The sequence below is a fragment of the Micromonospora sp. NPDC048842 genome, from assembly GCF_040649935.1.
In the GTDB taxonomy this organism is placed as follows: Bacteria; Actinomycetota; Actinomycetes; order Mycobacteriales; family Micromonosporaceae; genus Micromonospora; species Micromonospora hortensis.
On sequence record NZ_JBEZGK010000001.1, the window covers coordinates 62,678 to 78,593 of the forward strand.

Consider the following 15,916-nt stretch of genomic DNA (forward strand, 5'->3'; position numbering starts at 1 on the left):
CGGCAGCGGATGCGACCCGACTGACCGGCTCAACTCGACTGTGGATCTGGCCGTGTGTGCTGGTGCACCTCCTTCACGCTGATGTCATGGTCGTGCCGCGCTCTTCGGTGGTGCTGTCGATTCGCGCACGACGAGGCTGGTCGGAAGCACGATCTGGCTCGGCTCGTCCCACTCGCCGGTCACCAGCGACTTCAGCATCCGCGCGGCTTCGTACCCGAGCTGATACATCGACTGGTCCACGGTGGTCAGACCCGGCTGGGTCAACGCCGACTCCGGGATGTTGTCGAACCCCACGACGGACAGGTCCCCCGGCACCGAGAACCCCAGCTCCCTGGCGACCTCCAGGACCTTGAGCGCCATCCCGTCGCTCGCCGCGAAGATCGCCGACGGCGGGTCCGGTCGTTGCAGCAGGACGCGCGCCAGCGGAGTCGCCGACTCGGGGTTGAAATCGCCTCGGCCGATCAGTGTCGGGTCGACCGGAACCCCGGCGGTGCTCAGCGCGGCCCGATAGCCCTCCTCACGCGACCAGGCCGAGGCCAGGCTGTCGCGACCGGCGATGAACCCGATGCGCCGATGGCCCAGGCCGAGCAGGTGCTCGACAGCGGTGGTGGCGCCAGCGAGGTTGTCGGAAATCACCGAGGGTGCCGTCGAGCCCCGCACCGGGTCGATGGCCACGACCGGCGTCCGGGTCCGAAAATCACCCCAGGGCGTGACGACGATGCAGCCGTCGGTGAGGGTGCCCGACAGTCGGGTCAGGTGCCGCTGCTCCCAACCCTCCGAATACGACCCGTAGAGGTCGCTGTTGGCGTAGATGATCAGATCGAAGCCCGAGCGGCTCAGCGCCTTCATCACGCCCTTGAGCACTTCCGCCGTGTACGACTGGAAGCTGTGCGCCACGAGGCCCAGAACGTTGGTGCGGCTGCGCCGAAGGCTGGTGGCCACCAGACTCGACTCGTAGCCGAGCTGCTCGATCGCGGAGCGCACCTGAGCGACTGTGCGAGCGCTGACGCCGTAATGCCCGTTGACGACGCGCGAGACGGTGGCGGTGGAAACGCCAGCAGCCCGGGCGACATCACTCATTGTTACCGGCGCATTGACTTCAATCATGCCGCTCTCTCTGGACTGCAATCGTTATCGGTTACGTTTCCAGGATGTTGCCAACGTAACCGAGAACGATTACGAACACAAGACCTCTTCGTCCTTACCCGACCACGGAGAAGAACGTCCCAACTGGACGCCCGCAAGGGCGCGATTTCCCCTCGGACGCCGTTGCGGATAATGCAATCGCATCCTCTGCCGAGGGTCGAAGTGGGGCCTGATTTCCGCGTTGGTGCCACCCGTTGACAACAGGACGGCACGCTCCGTCAAGAACCATTCGCCGTCCCCGGGTGAACGATCACAGTTGCCGAACTTCGACGGTCCCGGTAAAGACCTTCGCCGGCGGCCGGTCCGGGTCCGCACTGATGACAAAGGTGCCGGCATGGGTATGGTCGGCAGCCGAGAAGCCGACGTACACCTCGATCTGCCCGGCCTCCACCGCGTAGGCCATGCTCCGGTCGTAGAAACCGAGCTGGCCGGTGGGGAGCGCGAACCGCACCGCGACCCGCTGGCCGGCGGCGGCCTCGACGCGGGCGAAGGCCTTCAGCTCCAGCACCGGCCGGGTGATCGTGGCCTGTGGGTCGCGGACGTAGAGCTGCACGACCTGCTCCCCCGCCCGGTGCCCGGTATTGGTGAGCGTGACCTCGACACCGACGCGGTCCCCGGCGCGGACCTCGGCGTTCTCCAGCGTGGCCTCCTCGATCACGAACGAGGTGTACCCGAGGCCGTGGCCGAAGACGTATCGCGGGGCGACCGGCGAATCCACGTAGTCGCCGTGCCAGTGTGACCGCCCGCCGGACACCTTGTGGCCGTAGAAGACGGGGATCTGGCCCACGCCGCGCGGGTACGAGATCGGCAGCTTTCCGCTCGGGCCGACCTCACCGAGGAGCACCTCGGCGATCGCCTGCGCCCCGGTCTCCCCCGGCAACCAGGCCATCAGCACCGCTGCGCACTCCTCGTGCAGGAAGTCACTGCCCACCGGTCGGCCGGCGACGAGCACTGCCACGACGGGTGTGCCGGTGGCGACGACGGCACGGACCAGTTCTTCCTGCACGCCCGGCAGGTCCAGACTGGACCGGTCCCGCGACTCGCCAGAGGTGGCCCCGGGCGTCACCCCCGAGCGGTCACCCAGGACCAGCACCGCGACGTCGGCCGCCGCGGCGGCCGCGACCGCCTCGGCGAACCCCTCGGTCGACGGGTCGAGCACGTCGCAGCCCGGGGCGAAGCGCAGCCGGTCGCCCAGCCGCGTCGCGAGTTCGTCCCGCACGGTGGGTACACCCTCGGTACTCTCGTCGATCTCCAGATCGTCGGGGATCGTCATCATCTCGCCGAGCAGGCCGCGCCGCTTGCGCGCCTGGACCAACGCCTCGATGTGGGCCACGAACGAGTAGTCACCGAGCAGGTGTCGGGCGTTGTCGGCGTTCGGGCCGATGAGAGCGACAGTTCCGGCATCCGCGAGCAGTGGCAGCACTCCGTCGTTCTTGAGCAGGACGAGGCTGCGGCGGGCGATCTCCAGCGCCACGTCCCGGTGCCGCTCGGCGTTTGCCGACGTCGAGGCCGCGTCCTCGTCGACGTACGGGTTCTCGAAGAGCCCGAGTTCGACCTTGTGCCGAAGGATCCGCGCGACAGCCTCGTCGAGCTGGGCCTCGCTGACCTCGCCAGCGTCCAGGGCGCGGGTGAGAGCGTCCGCGTACGCGTCCGTCGCTGGAAGCTCGACGTCCACGCCCGCGCCGAGGCCCACCGTCGCGGCCTGCTGCTTGTCCTGCGCGAAGTGGTGGTACGAGTGGAGGTCGTTGACGGCGAAGTAGTCGGAGACCACGGTGCCCGTGAAGCCCCACTGCCCGCGCAGGACGTCGGCGAGGAGTTCCTGGTTGGCATGACACGGGACGCCGTCGAGTTCGTGGTAGCCGGCCATCACCGACTGGAGCCCGCCGTCGCGGACCGCCGCCTCGAACGGATACAGGTACACCTCGCGCAGCAGTCGCGGCGGCAGGTGGGCAGGCGCCCAGTTCAGCCCGCCCTCGGACGCCCCGTAGCCGACGAAGTGCTTGGCGGTGGCGAGGACGCCGTCGGTCAGGTCGGCACCCTGGAGGCCCCTGACGAATGCCACGCCCATCCGGGACACCAGGTACGGGTCCTCGCCGTAGGTCTCCTCGGTGCGACCCCACCGTGGGTCGCGCACCACGTCCAGCACCGGCGAGAGCCCCTGGTGGCTTCCCATGGCGCGCATCTGTACGCGAACGGCGTCCGCCAGCTGCCGGTTGAGCTCCGGCGCCCAGGTGCTCGCGACGCCGATCGCCTGCGGGAAGATGGTCGCCTCGCGGGCCATCACCCCCGAGCAGACCTCCTCGTGCACGATCGCCGGGATCCCCAGCCGGGTCTCGCTGACCAGGAAGCGCTGGATCTCGTTGGCGGCCCGCGCCACCTGCGCCGCCTTCAGGCTGGTCGCGCCGGCGACGCGGGTCACGTGCCCGAGGCCGTGTCGAAGGATCGGCCGGGCCCGCTCCGCCGCGAACCGTCCGCTCTCCAGCAGTGTGAACGCCCACGTGCTGCCCAGTTGCGCGAGCTTCTCCTCGCGGGTCATCCGGGCCAACAGGTCCGACACCCGTTGGTCGACGGGCGCTGTCGCATCGGTGTAGGTCGCCTCGATCTCCGGCTCAACAGTGGTCACCCGGTCACCCCAATCACCGCGACAAGCTGGTCTTTCGGCCGGGGCGGCAGGACCCGCGGGGATGCCGGCCAGACATTGATCCAGGCGTCGTGTTCCCTTACGTAAACGTAATCGGTAACGTTTACATAGATCGAGAACGTAATCGAAGTCGATCACGTTGTCCAGAGCTCACAGTGCCTCCACCACCCCTCGGTCCCGGCGCTCGGGCAGTGCTGCCGGCGTCGGACCTGCACGAAGGGAGCCAGCCCTGAACACCCACCTCGACAGCGCGCCGGAGAACGGCGTGAACACGGCCCGCCTGACAGTGGACCCCCGCCGACGCGTCGCGCCGGTGCCCCGTCGGCTCTTCGGCTCGTTCGTGGAGCACCTGGGTCGCTGCGTCTACAACGGAATCTACGAGCCGGGGCACCCGACGGCCGACGCCGACGGCTTCCGGGGCGACGTCCTCGAGCTGGTGCGCGAGTTGGGCGTCACCACGGTGCGCTACCCGGGCGGCAACTTCGTCTCCTCCTACCGCTGGGAGGACGGCGTCGGCCCGGTCGACAAACGACCGGCGAGGCTCGACCTCGCCTGGCACAGCCTGGAGACCAACGCGTTCGGGCTCGACGAGTTCATGCGCTGGGTCGGCAAGGCCGGCGTCGATCCGATCATGGCGGTCAACCTCGGCACCCGAGGCACCGCCGAGGCCGTCGACCTGCTCGAGTACGCCAATCATCGCGGTGGGAGCCACCTCGCCGACCAGCGCCGCGACAATGGCGCTGTCGATCCCTACGGGATCAAGCTGTGGTGCCTGGGCAACGAGATGGACGGCCCGTGGCAGGTGGGTCAGCGCAGCGCGACCGAGTACGGGCGACTCGCGGCGCAGACCGCGAAGGCCATGCGCCGCTTCGATCCCGACCTCGAACTCGTCGCCTGCGGCTCCTCACACCTCGGTATGCCGACCTTCGGCAGCTGGGAGCGCGACGTGCTGACCGAGGCGTACGACGACGTGGACCTGATCTCGCTGCACGCGTACTACCAGCCGGTCGACAACGACCTGGCCAGCTTCCTCGCCTCGGCCGAGGACATGGACAGGTACATCGACGCCGTCACCGCCATCGCCGACTCGGTCGGAGCGATCCGCCGGTCGACCAAGAAGATCATGATCGCGTTCGACGAGTGGAACGTCTGGTACCAGTCCGCAGCCCCGTCCACGCCGCCGAGCGGCGAGGACTGGCCGGTCGCGCCGCCCCTGCTGGAGGATCACTACAGCGTGGCCGACGCTGTCGTCGTCGGCGGCCTGCTCATCAGCCTGCTGCGGCACAGCGACCGGGTGAGCGCGGCCTGCCAGGCCCAACTGGTAAACGTCATCGCACCGATCATGACCGAGACGGGCGGCTCGGCCTGGCGGCAGACCATCTTCCACCCCTTCGCCCGCACCGCCCGGCACGCTCAGGGCACCGTGCTGGACGTGCTGCGCGAGGGCAGCACGACGACCACCGACCGCTTCGGTGAGATCGACGCGGTCGACGCGGCCTCCACCTGGGACGACACCACCGGGGAGATGACCGTCTTCCTCGTCAACCGCGCCCTCGACACCCCGGCCGAGGTAACCATCGACGTCGCCGGCGCCCAGGTCAGCGACATCATCGAGTGCGTCACGGTCGGCGGCACCGACCTGCACGCCAAGAACACCGCCGACGGTCCGGACCACGCCGCGCCGCGCCCCAACGACACGGCACGCGGCGTCGACGCCAGCGTCCAGCTGACTCTTCCGCCCGCGTCGTGGACGATGCTGCGCCTGCGCGCCACCGACACGACCCAGTGATCGGCTGACGAGCGCTCCCCGGACGTGCCCCGGCCGCGCACACCTGGCGATCACCAGGGGTGCGCGGCCGGGGGCTTCCCCACCACAGGGAGTACGGGATCCAGCCTGTTGTTACCGGGCGTCGACCGGATCGCTGTGGGACTGGTTGAAGAGCTTGTCGCCCTGGTAGTGGGCGACCACCGGCGCGCTCAGCGCACCATTGACGGTCTTCTTCAGCCGGGCGACTCCGTGGTGCACCGGGGCCGACCCGAGGTGCGTGTCACCCGCGTAGAAGTCGACGGTGCCGGAGGGTGTCGACGTGCTGGTGCTGACCGTGCCGACCGTCGCGGTGGCGGTGACCTTCGTGTGGTGCGACGGGCCCGCCGGTGACGTGGCGACGTCGAGATCGGTGGTGGTGGCCCGGAACGTCAGGGTGCGCAGGTAGTGGTTCAGCAGCGGACGCCACACGTGCCAGGTGTGCACGCCCGGCACGTTGTACTCGTCCAGCTCGACGCCGGCGGCCCGCAGGGCGGCGGCGTTGCGCTGCGAGTTCTCGGCGATGTTGCCCAGCCGGTCCTGCAGCCCGGTGCCGATCATGATGCCGCCGGCCACCGACTTCATGCTGTCGACCTGGGCCTGGGTGGCGGCCGGGCCGCCCGCGCTCCAGGCCGCGTGGTAGCCGAACAGGTCGGTGTGGTTGTACATGATGGTGTACGCCCGGCTGCCACCTGCGGAGAAGCCGGCGAACGCGCGGTCCTGCGCCCGGGTCGAGACGCGGTAGTTCTGCTCGACGAACGGGAAGATGTTGTTCCGTAGTTCGTTGACGTAGCCCTCGTTGCCACCGGGGAGGCCGTTGAAGTCGGTGGACACGATCACCATGGGCTGCGCCGCACGGTCCTTGATCGCGTTCTCCAGGACGAGGTGGGCCACGCCCTGCATCGTCCAGGCGGTCGAGTGGTCGCCGCTGCCGTGGCTCAGGTAGAGCGTCGGGTACGGCGTGACGCGGTTGGGGTCGTAGCCGTGCGGCAGGTAGACGACGATGTCGTGGACTCCCACCGGGTTTGTCGACAGCGGCGAGGTGTACCGCCGGGACTCCAGCCGGCCGACCCTGGCAACCGGCGCCTGGTAACCGGTGTCGTACGTCGGGAACTTCCGACTGGCCGGGACGTAGATCGTGCTGCGTACCGCGCCGGGCGCTCCCGGGTACTGCGGCTGGATCTGCCACCGGTTGGCGGGGTCGTCGTGCAGGGCACAGCCGGTGGCGAGCTCGTTGGCGCAGTCGTGGGTGAACGCGTACCGGAACGTGCCCGCCGGCAGCGGGGTGGTGAAGGTCCAGACCCCGTCGGGGCCCTTCCGCATGGCCTGGATGTGCCACGGGGTGGCCGCGACGTCGCCGGGTTGCCACTCGGCGGGCGGCCGCGCGTCACCGCAGTCCTGGCAGGCGATGTTCTCCGGTCGGGAGTAGAACCAGTCGCCGTAGACGTGGACCTGCTGAACGTCCTCGGGCGCCCGGTACCGGAAGGTGACTGTGTACCCGGTCGGGGGCTTGTCGGTGCGGGTGACGGTCGGGCCCAGCGGCGCGGGCGGTGCGGCCGAGGCCGCCGGTGCGGCGACCGTTCCGGCCGTCACTGTGACGGCGGCGAGCAGCGCGAGCATCAGCCGGCGTGTCGGCATCGGGGGACGGGGAGGTGCGACGGGCATGGTCCTGCTCCCTCTTCGGCGTGTGGTCAGACCGCACCGAGCGGCCGACCGACCATTCGATGGTGAGGTGAAGGGATACCAGTAACGAGCGATGCAGCTATTGCGAGCGCTAACACCGTTCCCTGTCGAAAACACAACCATGAATTGCATTGACGGTCAAGACGGAAATCGGAGTGGAGAATCGCATCCAAACAATTCGGGCGCGCTTCATCGGCGCCAGGACAACTGGCGCGCGAATTCTCTGTCGGGTCAATGTCGTCAAGGAATTCGCGCGCCAGTCACAGGTGGCCCGAAACGTACCCGGGAGACCGGCGGACGCGATTATTCGACCGCTGGCTGCAACCTCCCGTCGACTCGCCGGGAGATGGCGGTGTACTCGTCGCGCAACTCCTCGGGGAGGACCCAGGCCGGGGCGTCCTGCCACGCCAGCGGGCGGAGGAACCGTCGGATCGACGTCGCGCCCACCGACGTGTGCACGGCGTTCGTCGACGGCCACGGTCCACCGTGGTGCTGGGCCCACGAGACCCGGACACCGGTGGGGTAGCCGTCGAAGACGATGCGACCCGCGCGGGCGGCGAGCACGTCGACCAGTCGGCGTACGACGTCGGCGTCGTCGCCCGGTCCGCTGTGGAGCGAACCGGTCAGCGACGGCGGGACGGCGGCCAGCGCGGCGTCGAGGTCGGCGGCGTCGTCGTAGCGGACCACTACCAAAAGCGGGCCGAAGCACTCGTCGGCGATCTCGGCGGTCAGGCCGGCGAGGCCGACCTCCAGGAGGGTCGGTGCCACTGTGAAGCCCTCGCCGGGTTCGACCTTCGGCCGCGCCGACACCCGGGCGCCGGCCCGCTCGAACTCGGTGGACCGGTTCTCGTACGCGTCCCGGATGCGCTCGTTGAGCAGGACCGTGCCACCCGACGCGTCGACTCTGGCCCGCAGCGCCTCGACCAGGCCGTCACCACGGGGATCCGACGGAACGAACGCCAGGCCGGGCTTGGTGCACAACTGACCGCCCGAGTTCGTGAAGGAGCCGAACAGCCCCTCGGCGATCTGGTCCGCTCGGGCGGCGGCCGCGTCGGGCAGGACGACGATCGGATTCACGCTGCTCAGTTCGGCGTACAGGGGGATGGGGTCGGGTCGTTCGTCGATGGCCGCCTGGATGGCACGGGCGGCGTTGACCGAGCCGGTCAGGGCGGCCGCGCGGATCGCCGGGTGACGCACCAGCGCGCGACCGGCCTGCTCCCCGTACACGGTCGCGACGACACCCTCGGGCCCGCCGAGGTCGCGGACTGCCGACTCGATCGCGGCGGCGGAGGCGTGTGAGGTCAGCGGGTGGGACGGGTGAGCCTTCAGGATCGTCGGACACCCGGCGGCGAGCGCGGCGGCCGTGTCACCGCCGGCGACCGAGAAGGCGAACGGGAAGTTGCTGGCCCCGAAGACCGCGACCGGTCCGAGGGGTACCAGCATCCGCCGCAGGTCCGGGCCGGGGCCGAGCGGTGTGTCGGCGGCGTGGTCGATGGTGGCCTCGACGTACGCTCCGTCGCGCAGCACCTCGCCGAACATCCGGAACTGGAGCGCAGCCCGGGTGAGTTCCCCGTCGAGTCGCGCGTGGCTCAGCCCGGTCTCCGCCTCCGCGGCAGCGACCAGATCCACCCGACGGGACTCCAGCGACGCGGCGATCGCGTCCAGCAACTCCGCGCGGCCGAGCCTCCCGCGCGCGGCCAGCCACTGCGCCGCCGGGGACATCTGAGCGGCGATCACCTCCAGCCGAGACTCGTCGGTCTCAGTGAGCTCCGTCGCGCGACGCTGACCGTCGCGCGGATCGACAGTGATGACCACGTTCACAGCAGTCCTCTCCTTACCAGATTGCCCATGAGATCGCGGACGCCGAAGTGCCAGGGCTCGCACTCCTCCGCGTGCCGCACCCGGTTGACCAGGGTGCCGAGCGCCGGGCAGCTGATCCGTACCACGTCGTCGACCTTGTGGGTGAAGCCCTCACCGGGGCGGTCCCGGTCCTGGATGGGCGCGAACATGGTGCCGAGCATCAGGGCGGCGCCGTCGGGATAGTGGTGGTGCGGCCCGATCAGCTGCCGGACCAGCTCCTCGGGATCGCGCGACATCTGGGTCATCTCCGAGACCGCCTCCAGGTGGAAGCCGTCCTCGCCGCGAACCTCCAGGCGCACCTCGAGTTCGCGTACCCGATCCATGCCGAACTGGTCGTCGAAGAGCCGGATCAGGGGGCCGAGGGCGCAGGAGGCGTTGTTGTCCTTGGCCAGGGGAAGCAGGAGCGCCGAGCGGCCCTCGATGTCGCGCAGGTTCACGTCGTTGCCGAGGGTGGCGCCGACGATCCGGCCACTGGACTGGACGATGAGCGTGACCTCGGGTTCCGGGTTGTTCCAGGTCGACGCGGCGAGCACGCCGACCGGAACGGCGGTGCCGACGGCGGAGAGGATCTGTCCCTTGGTGAAGATCTCAGCGTCCGGGCCGATGCCCACCTCCAGGTACTGGCTCCACATGCCCTCGGCGACCAGCATGCTCTTGAGCCGATCCGCCTCCGGCGAGCCGGCCTCCAGGCTGTGCAGGTCGACACCGACGTCGGCGAGCATGCGGTGCCGGATGTCCGCCGCCAGTGCCAGGTCTCCCCGCGCCCGTTCCTCGATCACCCGCTCGATCATGGAGATCGGGAAGGTCACGCCGGCGGCCTTGAGCGCCTGGAGGTCGACCGGGGCGAGCAACCAGGGCCGGCCATGGTCCCGGGTCGCGGCCCCCGTGTTGGCCAGTATCTCCCCGAAGTCGCCCACCCTCGGCCCGTCGAGCCCGGCCACCGTCGCGGCGGGATCGGGCAGTTCGCAGATGTCGCGGACGGTCGGGAACCGGTGGCTGATGTCGATGACCTCGCCGTCGCGGACGGTCACCGGTGAGGGGCCGTCGCCGGACGGGTCCCAGATCCGGCCGATGAGGACGCTGTCGGCATCGTCCGGCAACGCTTCGGCGGCGGTGCCGACCCAGTCCGCGGCCGCGGCCGAACCCCGGGGCCGTGGCAGCGTCATGAGTCGCTCTCCAGGTTGAAGAAGGACCGCTCGTCGCGGGGACGGATGTCGAAGACGGCGTCCTGGAACATCCGCAGCGGGTGCGGTGTGAACGGATGCTGCTCGATCGCTGTGAGATCCACCTCGATGCCCAGGCCGATCCCGGTCGGGATGAGGATGTCGCCGTCGTCGGTCAGCACCAGCCGCTCGTTGGTGATGTCGGGACGCCAGGGCACGTCGGTCGCCATGATCTCCAGGTAGCGGAAGTTGGGCAACGTCGCCCCGAGTTGCAGCGTGGCGGCGGTGCTGAGTGGACCACTCGGGTTGTGCGGCGCGAAGCCCACGTAGCTGGTCGCGGCGAGCGTGGAGATGAAGGCCAGCTCGGCGATCCCGCCGGCGTGCGTCACGTCGGGCTGGACGAAGTCGACAGCCTGGCGGGCCAGCGCCGGCGCGAACCCCTGCCGCCCGTACCACCGCTCCCCCGCGGCGATCGGCACCGGCGACGCGCGACGGATGTCGACGAGCGCATCGAGGTTGTCCGGCGGGCAGGGCTCCTCGAACCACACCGGGTCGAACTGGGCGATCTCGTTGGCGACCTTGATGGCGTGGCGGACGTCGAAGCGGCCGTGCCCCTCGACGAACAGCTCCACCTCGCGGCCCACCGCCTGGCGGACGGCGTCGATCTGGGCCAGCACCCGGTCCAACTGCGCCGTGGTGATGGTCAGGTCGTAGTTCTCGAACGGGTCCCACTTGAGGCCCCGGAAGCCCGACTCCACAGTCCGGCGCGCGGCGGCCGCGTAGTCCTCCGGCGTGACGGCGCCGGAGAACCAACCATTGGCGTACGCGCGGACCCGGTCGCGGGTCGCGCCGCCGAGAAGCCGGGAGACCGGTACGCCGAGCTCGCGAGCCGAGATGTCCCAGAGGGCCATCTCCAGCGAGCTCAACGCCGTCATGATCACCGGCCCGCCGCGCCAGTACCAGTCCCGTGCGGTCTCGTAGAGGATCTTCGAGATGCTTGTGGGATCCAGGCCCACCACCGCCTCGGCCAGCTCGGCGATGGCTCCCTGGACGGCCCGTTCCTTGCCCTCCAGGGTGGCCTCACCGAGCCCGATGATCCCCGCGTCGGTGTGGACCCGCACGATGACGAGGTTCGTACGGTAGAAGTCGACGACCAGTGTGTCGACAGAGACGATCTTCATCTTTCGGCTCAACCCTTCACCGCACCGGCGGTCATGCCGGACACCACGTACTTCTGCACCAACAGGTAGAAGGCGACGGCGGGCAACGTGAACAGGAAGGCGACAGCCATCACCGTCTGGATCGGTGTACCCAGTTCGCCGATGAAGTTCGCGATGCCGACGGAGGCGGGCTGGAGGTCGGGGTTGAAGATGAACGTCACCGCGAACACGTACTCGTTCCAGGCGTGGAAGAAGGCGATGACAGCGGTCGCCGCGATCGACGGCGCGATGAGCGGCACGTTGATGCGGGTCAGGGTGGTGAAGGGCCGGGCGCCGTCGGCGCGCGCGGCCTCCTCCAACTCCTTCGGGATTCCGTCGATGGCGCCCTTGAGGATCAGCGCGACGATCGGCAGGACGAAGGCGGAGTTCACCAGGACGAGGCCGGTCAGCGAGTCGAGCAGTTCGAAGCGGCGGAACAGCGCGAACAGCGGAACGACCATGAGCGCCTCGGGAAGCATCTGCGTGAACAGGAGCACGACGGTCAGCACGGCCTTACCCCAGAACGAGAACCGGGACAGCGCGTAGCCGAGCGGGATGCCCAGGCCGACGGAGAGAACCATCGTGCCGACGGCGATGATCAGGCTGTTGAGCAGCCACCCGGCCGCCTTGCCCTCGGCGAGCGCGTCCACGAAGACCCCGAACTGACCGAGGTCGGGCGTGAGCCGGGGCTGATCGGCGAAGAGGTCGCTGTTGCTGGACAGCGCGGTGACGAACATCCAGTACAGCGGGAACACCGCGACACCCAGCACGACGAGCACGGCGACGATCCGTGCGGTGACACCGAATCGGAAGCGCCTCATCGGACGTCCCCCTTCTCCACGGCACGGGCGACCAGGCGGCTGCCGATGATGACGATGAGCGAGATGACGACGCCGACCATTCCGATGGCCGCCGCCGATCCGAGTTCCTTCGAGTCGAACGCCTGCGAGTAGAGGTCGATGACGAGCGTCTCGGTGGCACCGACCGGTCCCCCCTTGGTCATCAGCCAGATCAGCTCGAACCGCCGCAGCGACCAGATCGTCATCAGCAGTGCCAGCAGGCCCACCGTCGGCTTGATGACCTGCCAGGTGACTGCCCGGAAGGTGGCCCACCGTCCGGCGCCGTCCACTGTCGCGGCCTCGTTGAGGTCCTGCGGGACGGACTGGAGGGCGGAGAGCAGCACCACGGAGGTGAACGGGAACAGCTGCCAGATGGTCGTGGCGAGCACCGCCGGCAGCGCGTAGCGCGAGCTGTCCAGGATGGCCCCACCCGGGACGCCGAGCCCGACCGCGTCGAGGAAGCGGTTCACGATGCCGTACTGCGCGTTGAGCATCCAGGTGGCGATGAGCGCGACAGCGATGCCCGGAGCGGCCCAGGGGACGGTCACCAGCGCCCGTGCCACGCCCCGGCCGCGAAATTTCTTGTTGAGCAGGAGCGCGACGGCGAGCCCGGCGCCGATCGCGACGACCACACAGGTGATCACGTAGACGAAGGTGATCAGCAGGGTGCGGTGGAACTCGGGGTCACCGAAGATCCGGTTGAAGTTGTCGAGCCCGACCCACTCGCTGCGGGTGGGGTTGAGCAGCCTCGTCCTGGTGAAGCTGAGGTACACCTCCTGAACGAGGGGCACCGCCTGGAAGACGAGGATGAACAGGGCGGCGGGGGCCAGGAACAGGTACGGCGTCCACTTGCTACCCAGCGGGCTGGGTCGACGCCGGGGTCGGCCTGGGGTTGGTGTCTTCGGTGCTCCGGTCTGCTCGACCACAGTCATCGGGTTCGGTCCTTCTGGGGGAAGGACGCTGCCGGCGCACGGATCGTTGCGCCGGCAGCGTCGCCGTGTCGAGCGGTCAGCGGACCAGTTCGCTCGCCTGCTGCTGGGCGCGATCCAGTGCCGACTTGAGGTCAGCCTTGCCCTGCAGTGCCGCGACCACGTTCTGCACGACCACCTTGCGGATGTCAGGCGTCTTGGCCTCGAACCCCAGCACGATCTGCGGCAGGCTGGTCTCGGTGAGCCCGTCGAAGACGGGGAGGAACGGGGTCGCCTTGAGCGCCTCCGCGCTGCGCTGCGTGGTGGTGGCGACGCTGCTCGCACCGAGGATCTCCTGCAGCTTCACCTGGTTCTGCGGCTCCAGCGCCCACTTGATGAAGGTGCCGGCCTCGTCCTTGCCCTCGCTCGCCTCGTTGATCACGATCGGTGCGAGGATCGCGCCCTGCTTGCGGACCGGGAACGGGATGGGGGCGACGGTGAAGTTCAGCTTGGCGTTCTGGCCGCGAGTCGCGGTCACGTAGCCGCCGTTGTTGAGCTCCATCCCGACCTTGCCCTCGGCGAACATCCGCCGGAAGGTGGCCGCGTCCGCTCCGCGCGGGATCACGTTGGCGTCGTACAGGTCCTTGAACGCCTGAAGGCCCTTGAGGTTCTCCGGCGAGTTGATCGTCAGGTTCTTCCCGTCGGACCACGCCCCGCCGAAGCCGTAGACGTAGTTGAAGATGTCCTGCCAGACACCGGCCTCCTCGGCCTCCGTCTGGCGGAACGCCAGGCCGAAGACGTCGCCCTTGGTCAGCGACTTCGCGGTGGAGGTGAACTGCTCGTAGGTGGTCGGCGGCGTCGGGATCAGGTCCGCGTTGTAGAACATCGCGTAGTTCGACGCTTCGAAGATGACGCCGTGCCGGACGCCGTCGTGGACCATGAACTGGTCCGGCTGCTTGAGCAGGTCGTACTTTCCGGCGTCGATCACCTTGTCCAGCGGCGCGATGAGGCCGGCGTCGGAGGCCGCCTCGAACTCGGGCATGTCGAAGCGGACCAGGTCGGGGCCCTTGCCGCTGCCCATCTGGGTGAGCACGGTCTGGCCGAAGGTCGGGTACGGCACCGCGGCGGCGGACACCTGGACCTTGGTCTGGCTCTGGTTGAACTCGTCGAGCCACTTGGTCAACAGGGGCCCGCGGCCCGGGTCGCCGAAGGTCGAGGCGGCGAAGGTCAGTTTGGTGACGCCGTCGCCGGAATCACCGTCCGAGCCGCAACCGGTCAGGAGGGTGGCGACCAAACCGAGGGCACATGTCGCCCTGGCGATGCCGAAATGAGCGCGCTTATTACCCATCGTTACTCCACTGTTACGAGTTGGCGTCAAGCCGATGAAATTGCAACGATCGTAGCGTCATGTGCAACGGTGTCAAGTGGCGATTGCGCATCGCGTCATCTATGTTGCATCATGTGCAATGACAGCGACGGCATGTCCGTCGCGCGAGGGGAGACACAGCCTTGGCGCAATCAATCCGCCGCGCGATCGACCTCATCCGTCGATCCGCGGAGCACCCGCTGTCCCTTACGGAGGCTGCGGACGTGCTCGGCGTCCACAAGTCCACAGCCCTGCGCATCCTGCAGACGCTGGAGTCCGCGCGCTTCGTCCGCCGCACCGGCGCGGGCACCTACGTGCTCGGCAGCGGCCTGATCGAGTTGTCCGAGCTCGCGCTCGGCTCGATGGACCTCCGCCAGCCCGCTGCCGCGCACCTGCGTGCGCTGCAACGCGCGACCGGCCACACCGTACACCTGGCGCAACTGACCGGCGACGAGATCATCTATATCGACAAGGTGGACAGCCCGGCCTTCGACGCCGTCAAGCTGCCCTCGCGGGTGGGACGCGCGGTGTCCATCTACGCGAGCGCCGTCGGCAAGACGATCCTGGCCTACCTTCCCCGGCAGGAACGCGACCGCCTTCTCTCCCACGTCGTCTTCGAGAAGTTCACCGACACCACCTTCACCGACCACGACGCCCTGGAAGCCGAACTTGCCCGCATCCACGACTGCGGCTGGGCAGTGGACAACGGCGAGCACGACGCGTACGTGATGTGCGTGGCCGCGCCGATCAGGGATTCGAGGGGACAGGTCATCGCCGCCGCCTCGATCACGGCGATCGAGGTCATCGCAAGCCTCGACCAGCTCAAGAGCAACCTTCCGCTGCTCCTGGAGACCGCCGACAAAATTTCGTACGAGCTCGGCTACGCGCCGCCCGCACTGTCGATCCCGGACGGTGAGAGCCGCTCCGCGACCTAAGCGCGCGCGTAGCGGGCAATCACCGCGTTGTCGGCGCCGACCCGCCGGTGACGCGGTGGTGCTCGTCGGTCTCCATGTCGATGAAGGCCTGGATCATGCCCCGGTAGATCTTCTCGATCAGATCCGGGTCGGCGCCGGCCTCGCTGGCCAACGTGCGGACGCGGGCCACCACCTGCGCCACCCGGTCCGGCGCACGGACCGCCTGAGCATCGCTCTTGAGCGGGGCGGCCTGCCGGACCAGTGCCTCCCGCCTGGCGAGCAGCCCAACCAGTTCTCGATCCAACTCGTCGATCCGCGCACGGATCTCGGTCAACGTCGCCGCAGTCTCTGCCACGCCGGAGATCGTCGCACGACGCCGACACGATCAGGCGA

General features: G+C 68.9%; 12 protein-coding genes. 2 read left to right on the forward strand and 10 right to left on the reverse strand.

All coding sequences use genetic code 11. The features are described from left to right. Positions 1 to 84: 84 nt before the first annotated feature. Together AB0C19_RS00260 and AB0C19_RS00265 are read right to left on the reverse strand one after the other, a co-directional pair. A complete protein-coding gene (locus tag AB0C19_RS00260) occupies positions 85 to 1,107 on the reverse strand; it encodes a LacI family DNA-binding transcriptional regulator (RefSeq protein ID WP_357177233.1) in 1,023 nt (340 codons plus the stop codon). Between the two features lie 289 nt (positions 1,108 to 1,396). Continuing rightward, positions 1,397 to 3,769 carry a glycoside hydrolase family 3 N-terminal domain-containing protein gene (locus AB0C19_RS00265; protein WP_357177235.1) on the reverse strand — a complete coding sequence of 791 codons (2,373 nt, stop codon included), beginning with the start codon at positions 3,767 to 3,769 and terminating at the stop codon, positions 1,397 to 1,399. A 283-nt stretch (positions 3,770 to 4,052) separates the two neighbouring features. Between AB0C19_RS00265 and AB0C19_RS00270 the strand changes: the two genes are divergently transcribed. Beyond that, on the forward strand, positions 4,053 to 5,576 hold the full coding sequence (locus tag AB0C19_RS00270) for an alpha-N-arabinofuranosidase (RefSeq protein WP_357177237.1): 1,524 nt from the start codon (positions 4,053 to 4,055) through the stop codon (positions 5,574 to 5,576). Between the two features lie 111 nt (positions 5,577 to 5,687). Here AB0C19_RS00270 and AB0C19_RS00275 read toward each other — a convergent pair whose 3' ends face one another. The 7 genes from AB0C19_RS00275 to AB0C19_RS00305 all read right to left on the reverse strand — a co-directional run bounded on the left by AB0C19_RS00275 (position 5,688) and on the right by AB0C19_RS00305 (position 14,591). After that, positions 5,688 to 7,229 (reverse strand): alpha/beta hydrolase-fold protein, encoded by a 1,542-nt coding sequence (locus tag AB0C19_RS00275; RefSeq protein WP_357177239.1) that lies wholly within the window; start codon positions 7,227 to 7,229, stop codon positions 5,688 to 5,690. Positions 7,230 to 7,577: 348 nt separating this feature from the next. Beyond that, entirely contained in the window at positions 7,578 to 9,095 is a 1,518-nt protein-coding gene (locus tag AB0C19_RS00280; protein ID WP_357177241.1) for an aldehyde dehydrogenase family protein, read from the reverse strand. Beyond that, on the reverse strand, positions 9,092 to 10,300 hold the full coding sequence (locus AB0C19_RS00285) for a fumarylacetoacetate hydrolase family protein (protein ID WP_357177243.1): 1,209 nt from the start codon (positions 10,298 to 10,300) through the stop codon (positions 9,092 to 9,094). The genes AB0C19_RS00280 and AB0C19_RS00285 overlap by 4 nt, the downstream gene beginning before the upstream one ends. After that, on the reverse strand, positions 10,297 to 11,478 hold the full coding sequence (locus tag AB0C19_RS00290; RefSeq protein ID WP_357177245.1) for a mandelate racemase/muconate lactonizing enzyme family protein: 1,182 nt from the start codon (positions 11,476 to 11,478) through the stop codon (positions 10,297 to 10,299). Before AB0C19_RS00290 ends, AB0C19_RS00285 begins: the two co-directional genes overlap by 4 nt. 8 nt (positions 11,479 to 11,486) lie before the next feature. Beyond that, positions 11,487 to 12,317 (reverse strand): carbohydrate ABC transporter permease, encoded by an 831-nt coding sequence (locus AB0C19_RS00295; protein ID WP_091399805.1) that lies wholly within the window; start codon positions 12,315 to 12,317, stop codon positions 11,487 to 11,489. Next, positions 12,314 to 13,267 carry a sugar ABC transporter permease gene (locus AB0C19_RS00300; RefSeq protein WP_357177248.1) on the reverse strand — a complete coding sequence of 318 codons (954 nt, stop codon included), beginning with the start codon at positions 13,265 to 13,267 and terminating at the stop codon, positions 12,314 to 12,316. The genes AB0C19_RS00295 and AB0C19_RS00300 overlap by 4 nt, the downstream gene beginning before the upstream one ends. Positions 13,268 to 13,343: 76 nt before the next feature. After that, positions 13,344 to 14,591 carry a sugar ABC transporter substrate-binding protein gene (locus AB0C19_RS00305; protein WP_357177250.1) on the reverse strand — a complete coding sequence of 416 codons (1,248 nt, stop codon included), beginning with the start codon at positions 14,589 to 14,591 and terminating at the stop codon, positions 13,344 to 13,346. A gap of 161 nt (positions 14,592 to 14,752) precedes the next feature. Here AB0C19_RS00305 and AB0C19_RS00310 point away from each other — a divergent pair, with 161 nt between their 5' ends. Next, the gene (locus AB0C19_RS00310) at positions 14,753 to 15,544 is read left to right on the forward strand and encodes an IclR family transcriptional regulator (protein WP_357177252.1); all 792 of its coding nucleotides are present in this window, start codon (positions 14,753 to 14,755) and stop codon (positions 15,542 to 15,544) included. 19 nt (positions 15,545 to 15,563) lie between these two features. Here the strand turns inward: AB0C19_RS00310 and AB0C19_RS00315 are convergent, their stop codons facing one another. Then, positions 15,564 to 15,878 carry a chorismate mutase gene (locus AB0C19_RS00315; protein ID WP_357177254.1) on the reverse strand — a complete coding sequence of 105 codons (315 nt, stop codon included), beginning with the start codon at positions 15,876 to 15,878 and terminating at the stop codon, positions 15,564 to 15,566. Between the last annotated feature and the right edge of the window lie 38 nt (positions 15,879 to 15,916).

Coding starts and splice junctions, on each gene's coding strand:
- AB0C19_RS00260 (WP_357177233.1), bottom strand. CDS start 1,107: ATGATTGAAGTCAATGCGCCGGTAACAATGAGTGATGTCGCCCGGGCT.
- AB0C19_RS00275 (WP_357177239.1), bottom strand. CDS start 7,229: ATGCCGACACGCCGGCTGATGCTCGCGCTGCTCGCCGCCGTCACAGTG.
- AB0C19_RS00285 (WP_357177243.1), bottom strand. CDS start 10,300: ATGACGCTGCCACGGCCCCGGGGTTCGGCCGCGGCCGCGGACTGGGTC.
- AB0C19_RS00290 (WP_357177245.1), bottom strand. CDS start 11,478: ATGAAGATCGTCTCTGTCGACACACTGGTCGTCGACTTCTACCGTACG.
- AB0C19_RS00295 (WP_091399805.1), bottom strand. CDS start 12,317: ATGAGGCGCTTCCGATTCGGTGTCACCGCACGGATCGTCGCCGTGCTC.
- AB0C19_RS00300 (WP_357177248.1), bottom strand. CDS start 13,267: ATGACTGTGGTCGAGCAGACCGGAGCACCGAAGACACCAACCCCAGGC.
- AB0C19_RS00305 (WP_357177250.1), bottom strand. CDS start 14,591: ATGGGTAATAAGCGCGCTCATTTCGGCATCGCCAGGGCGACATGTGCC.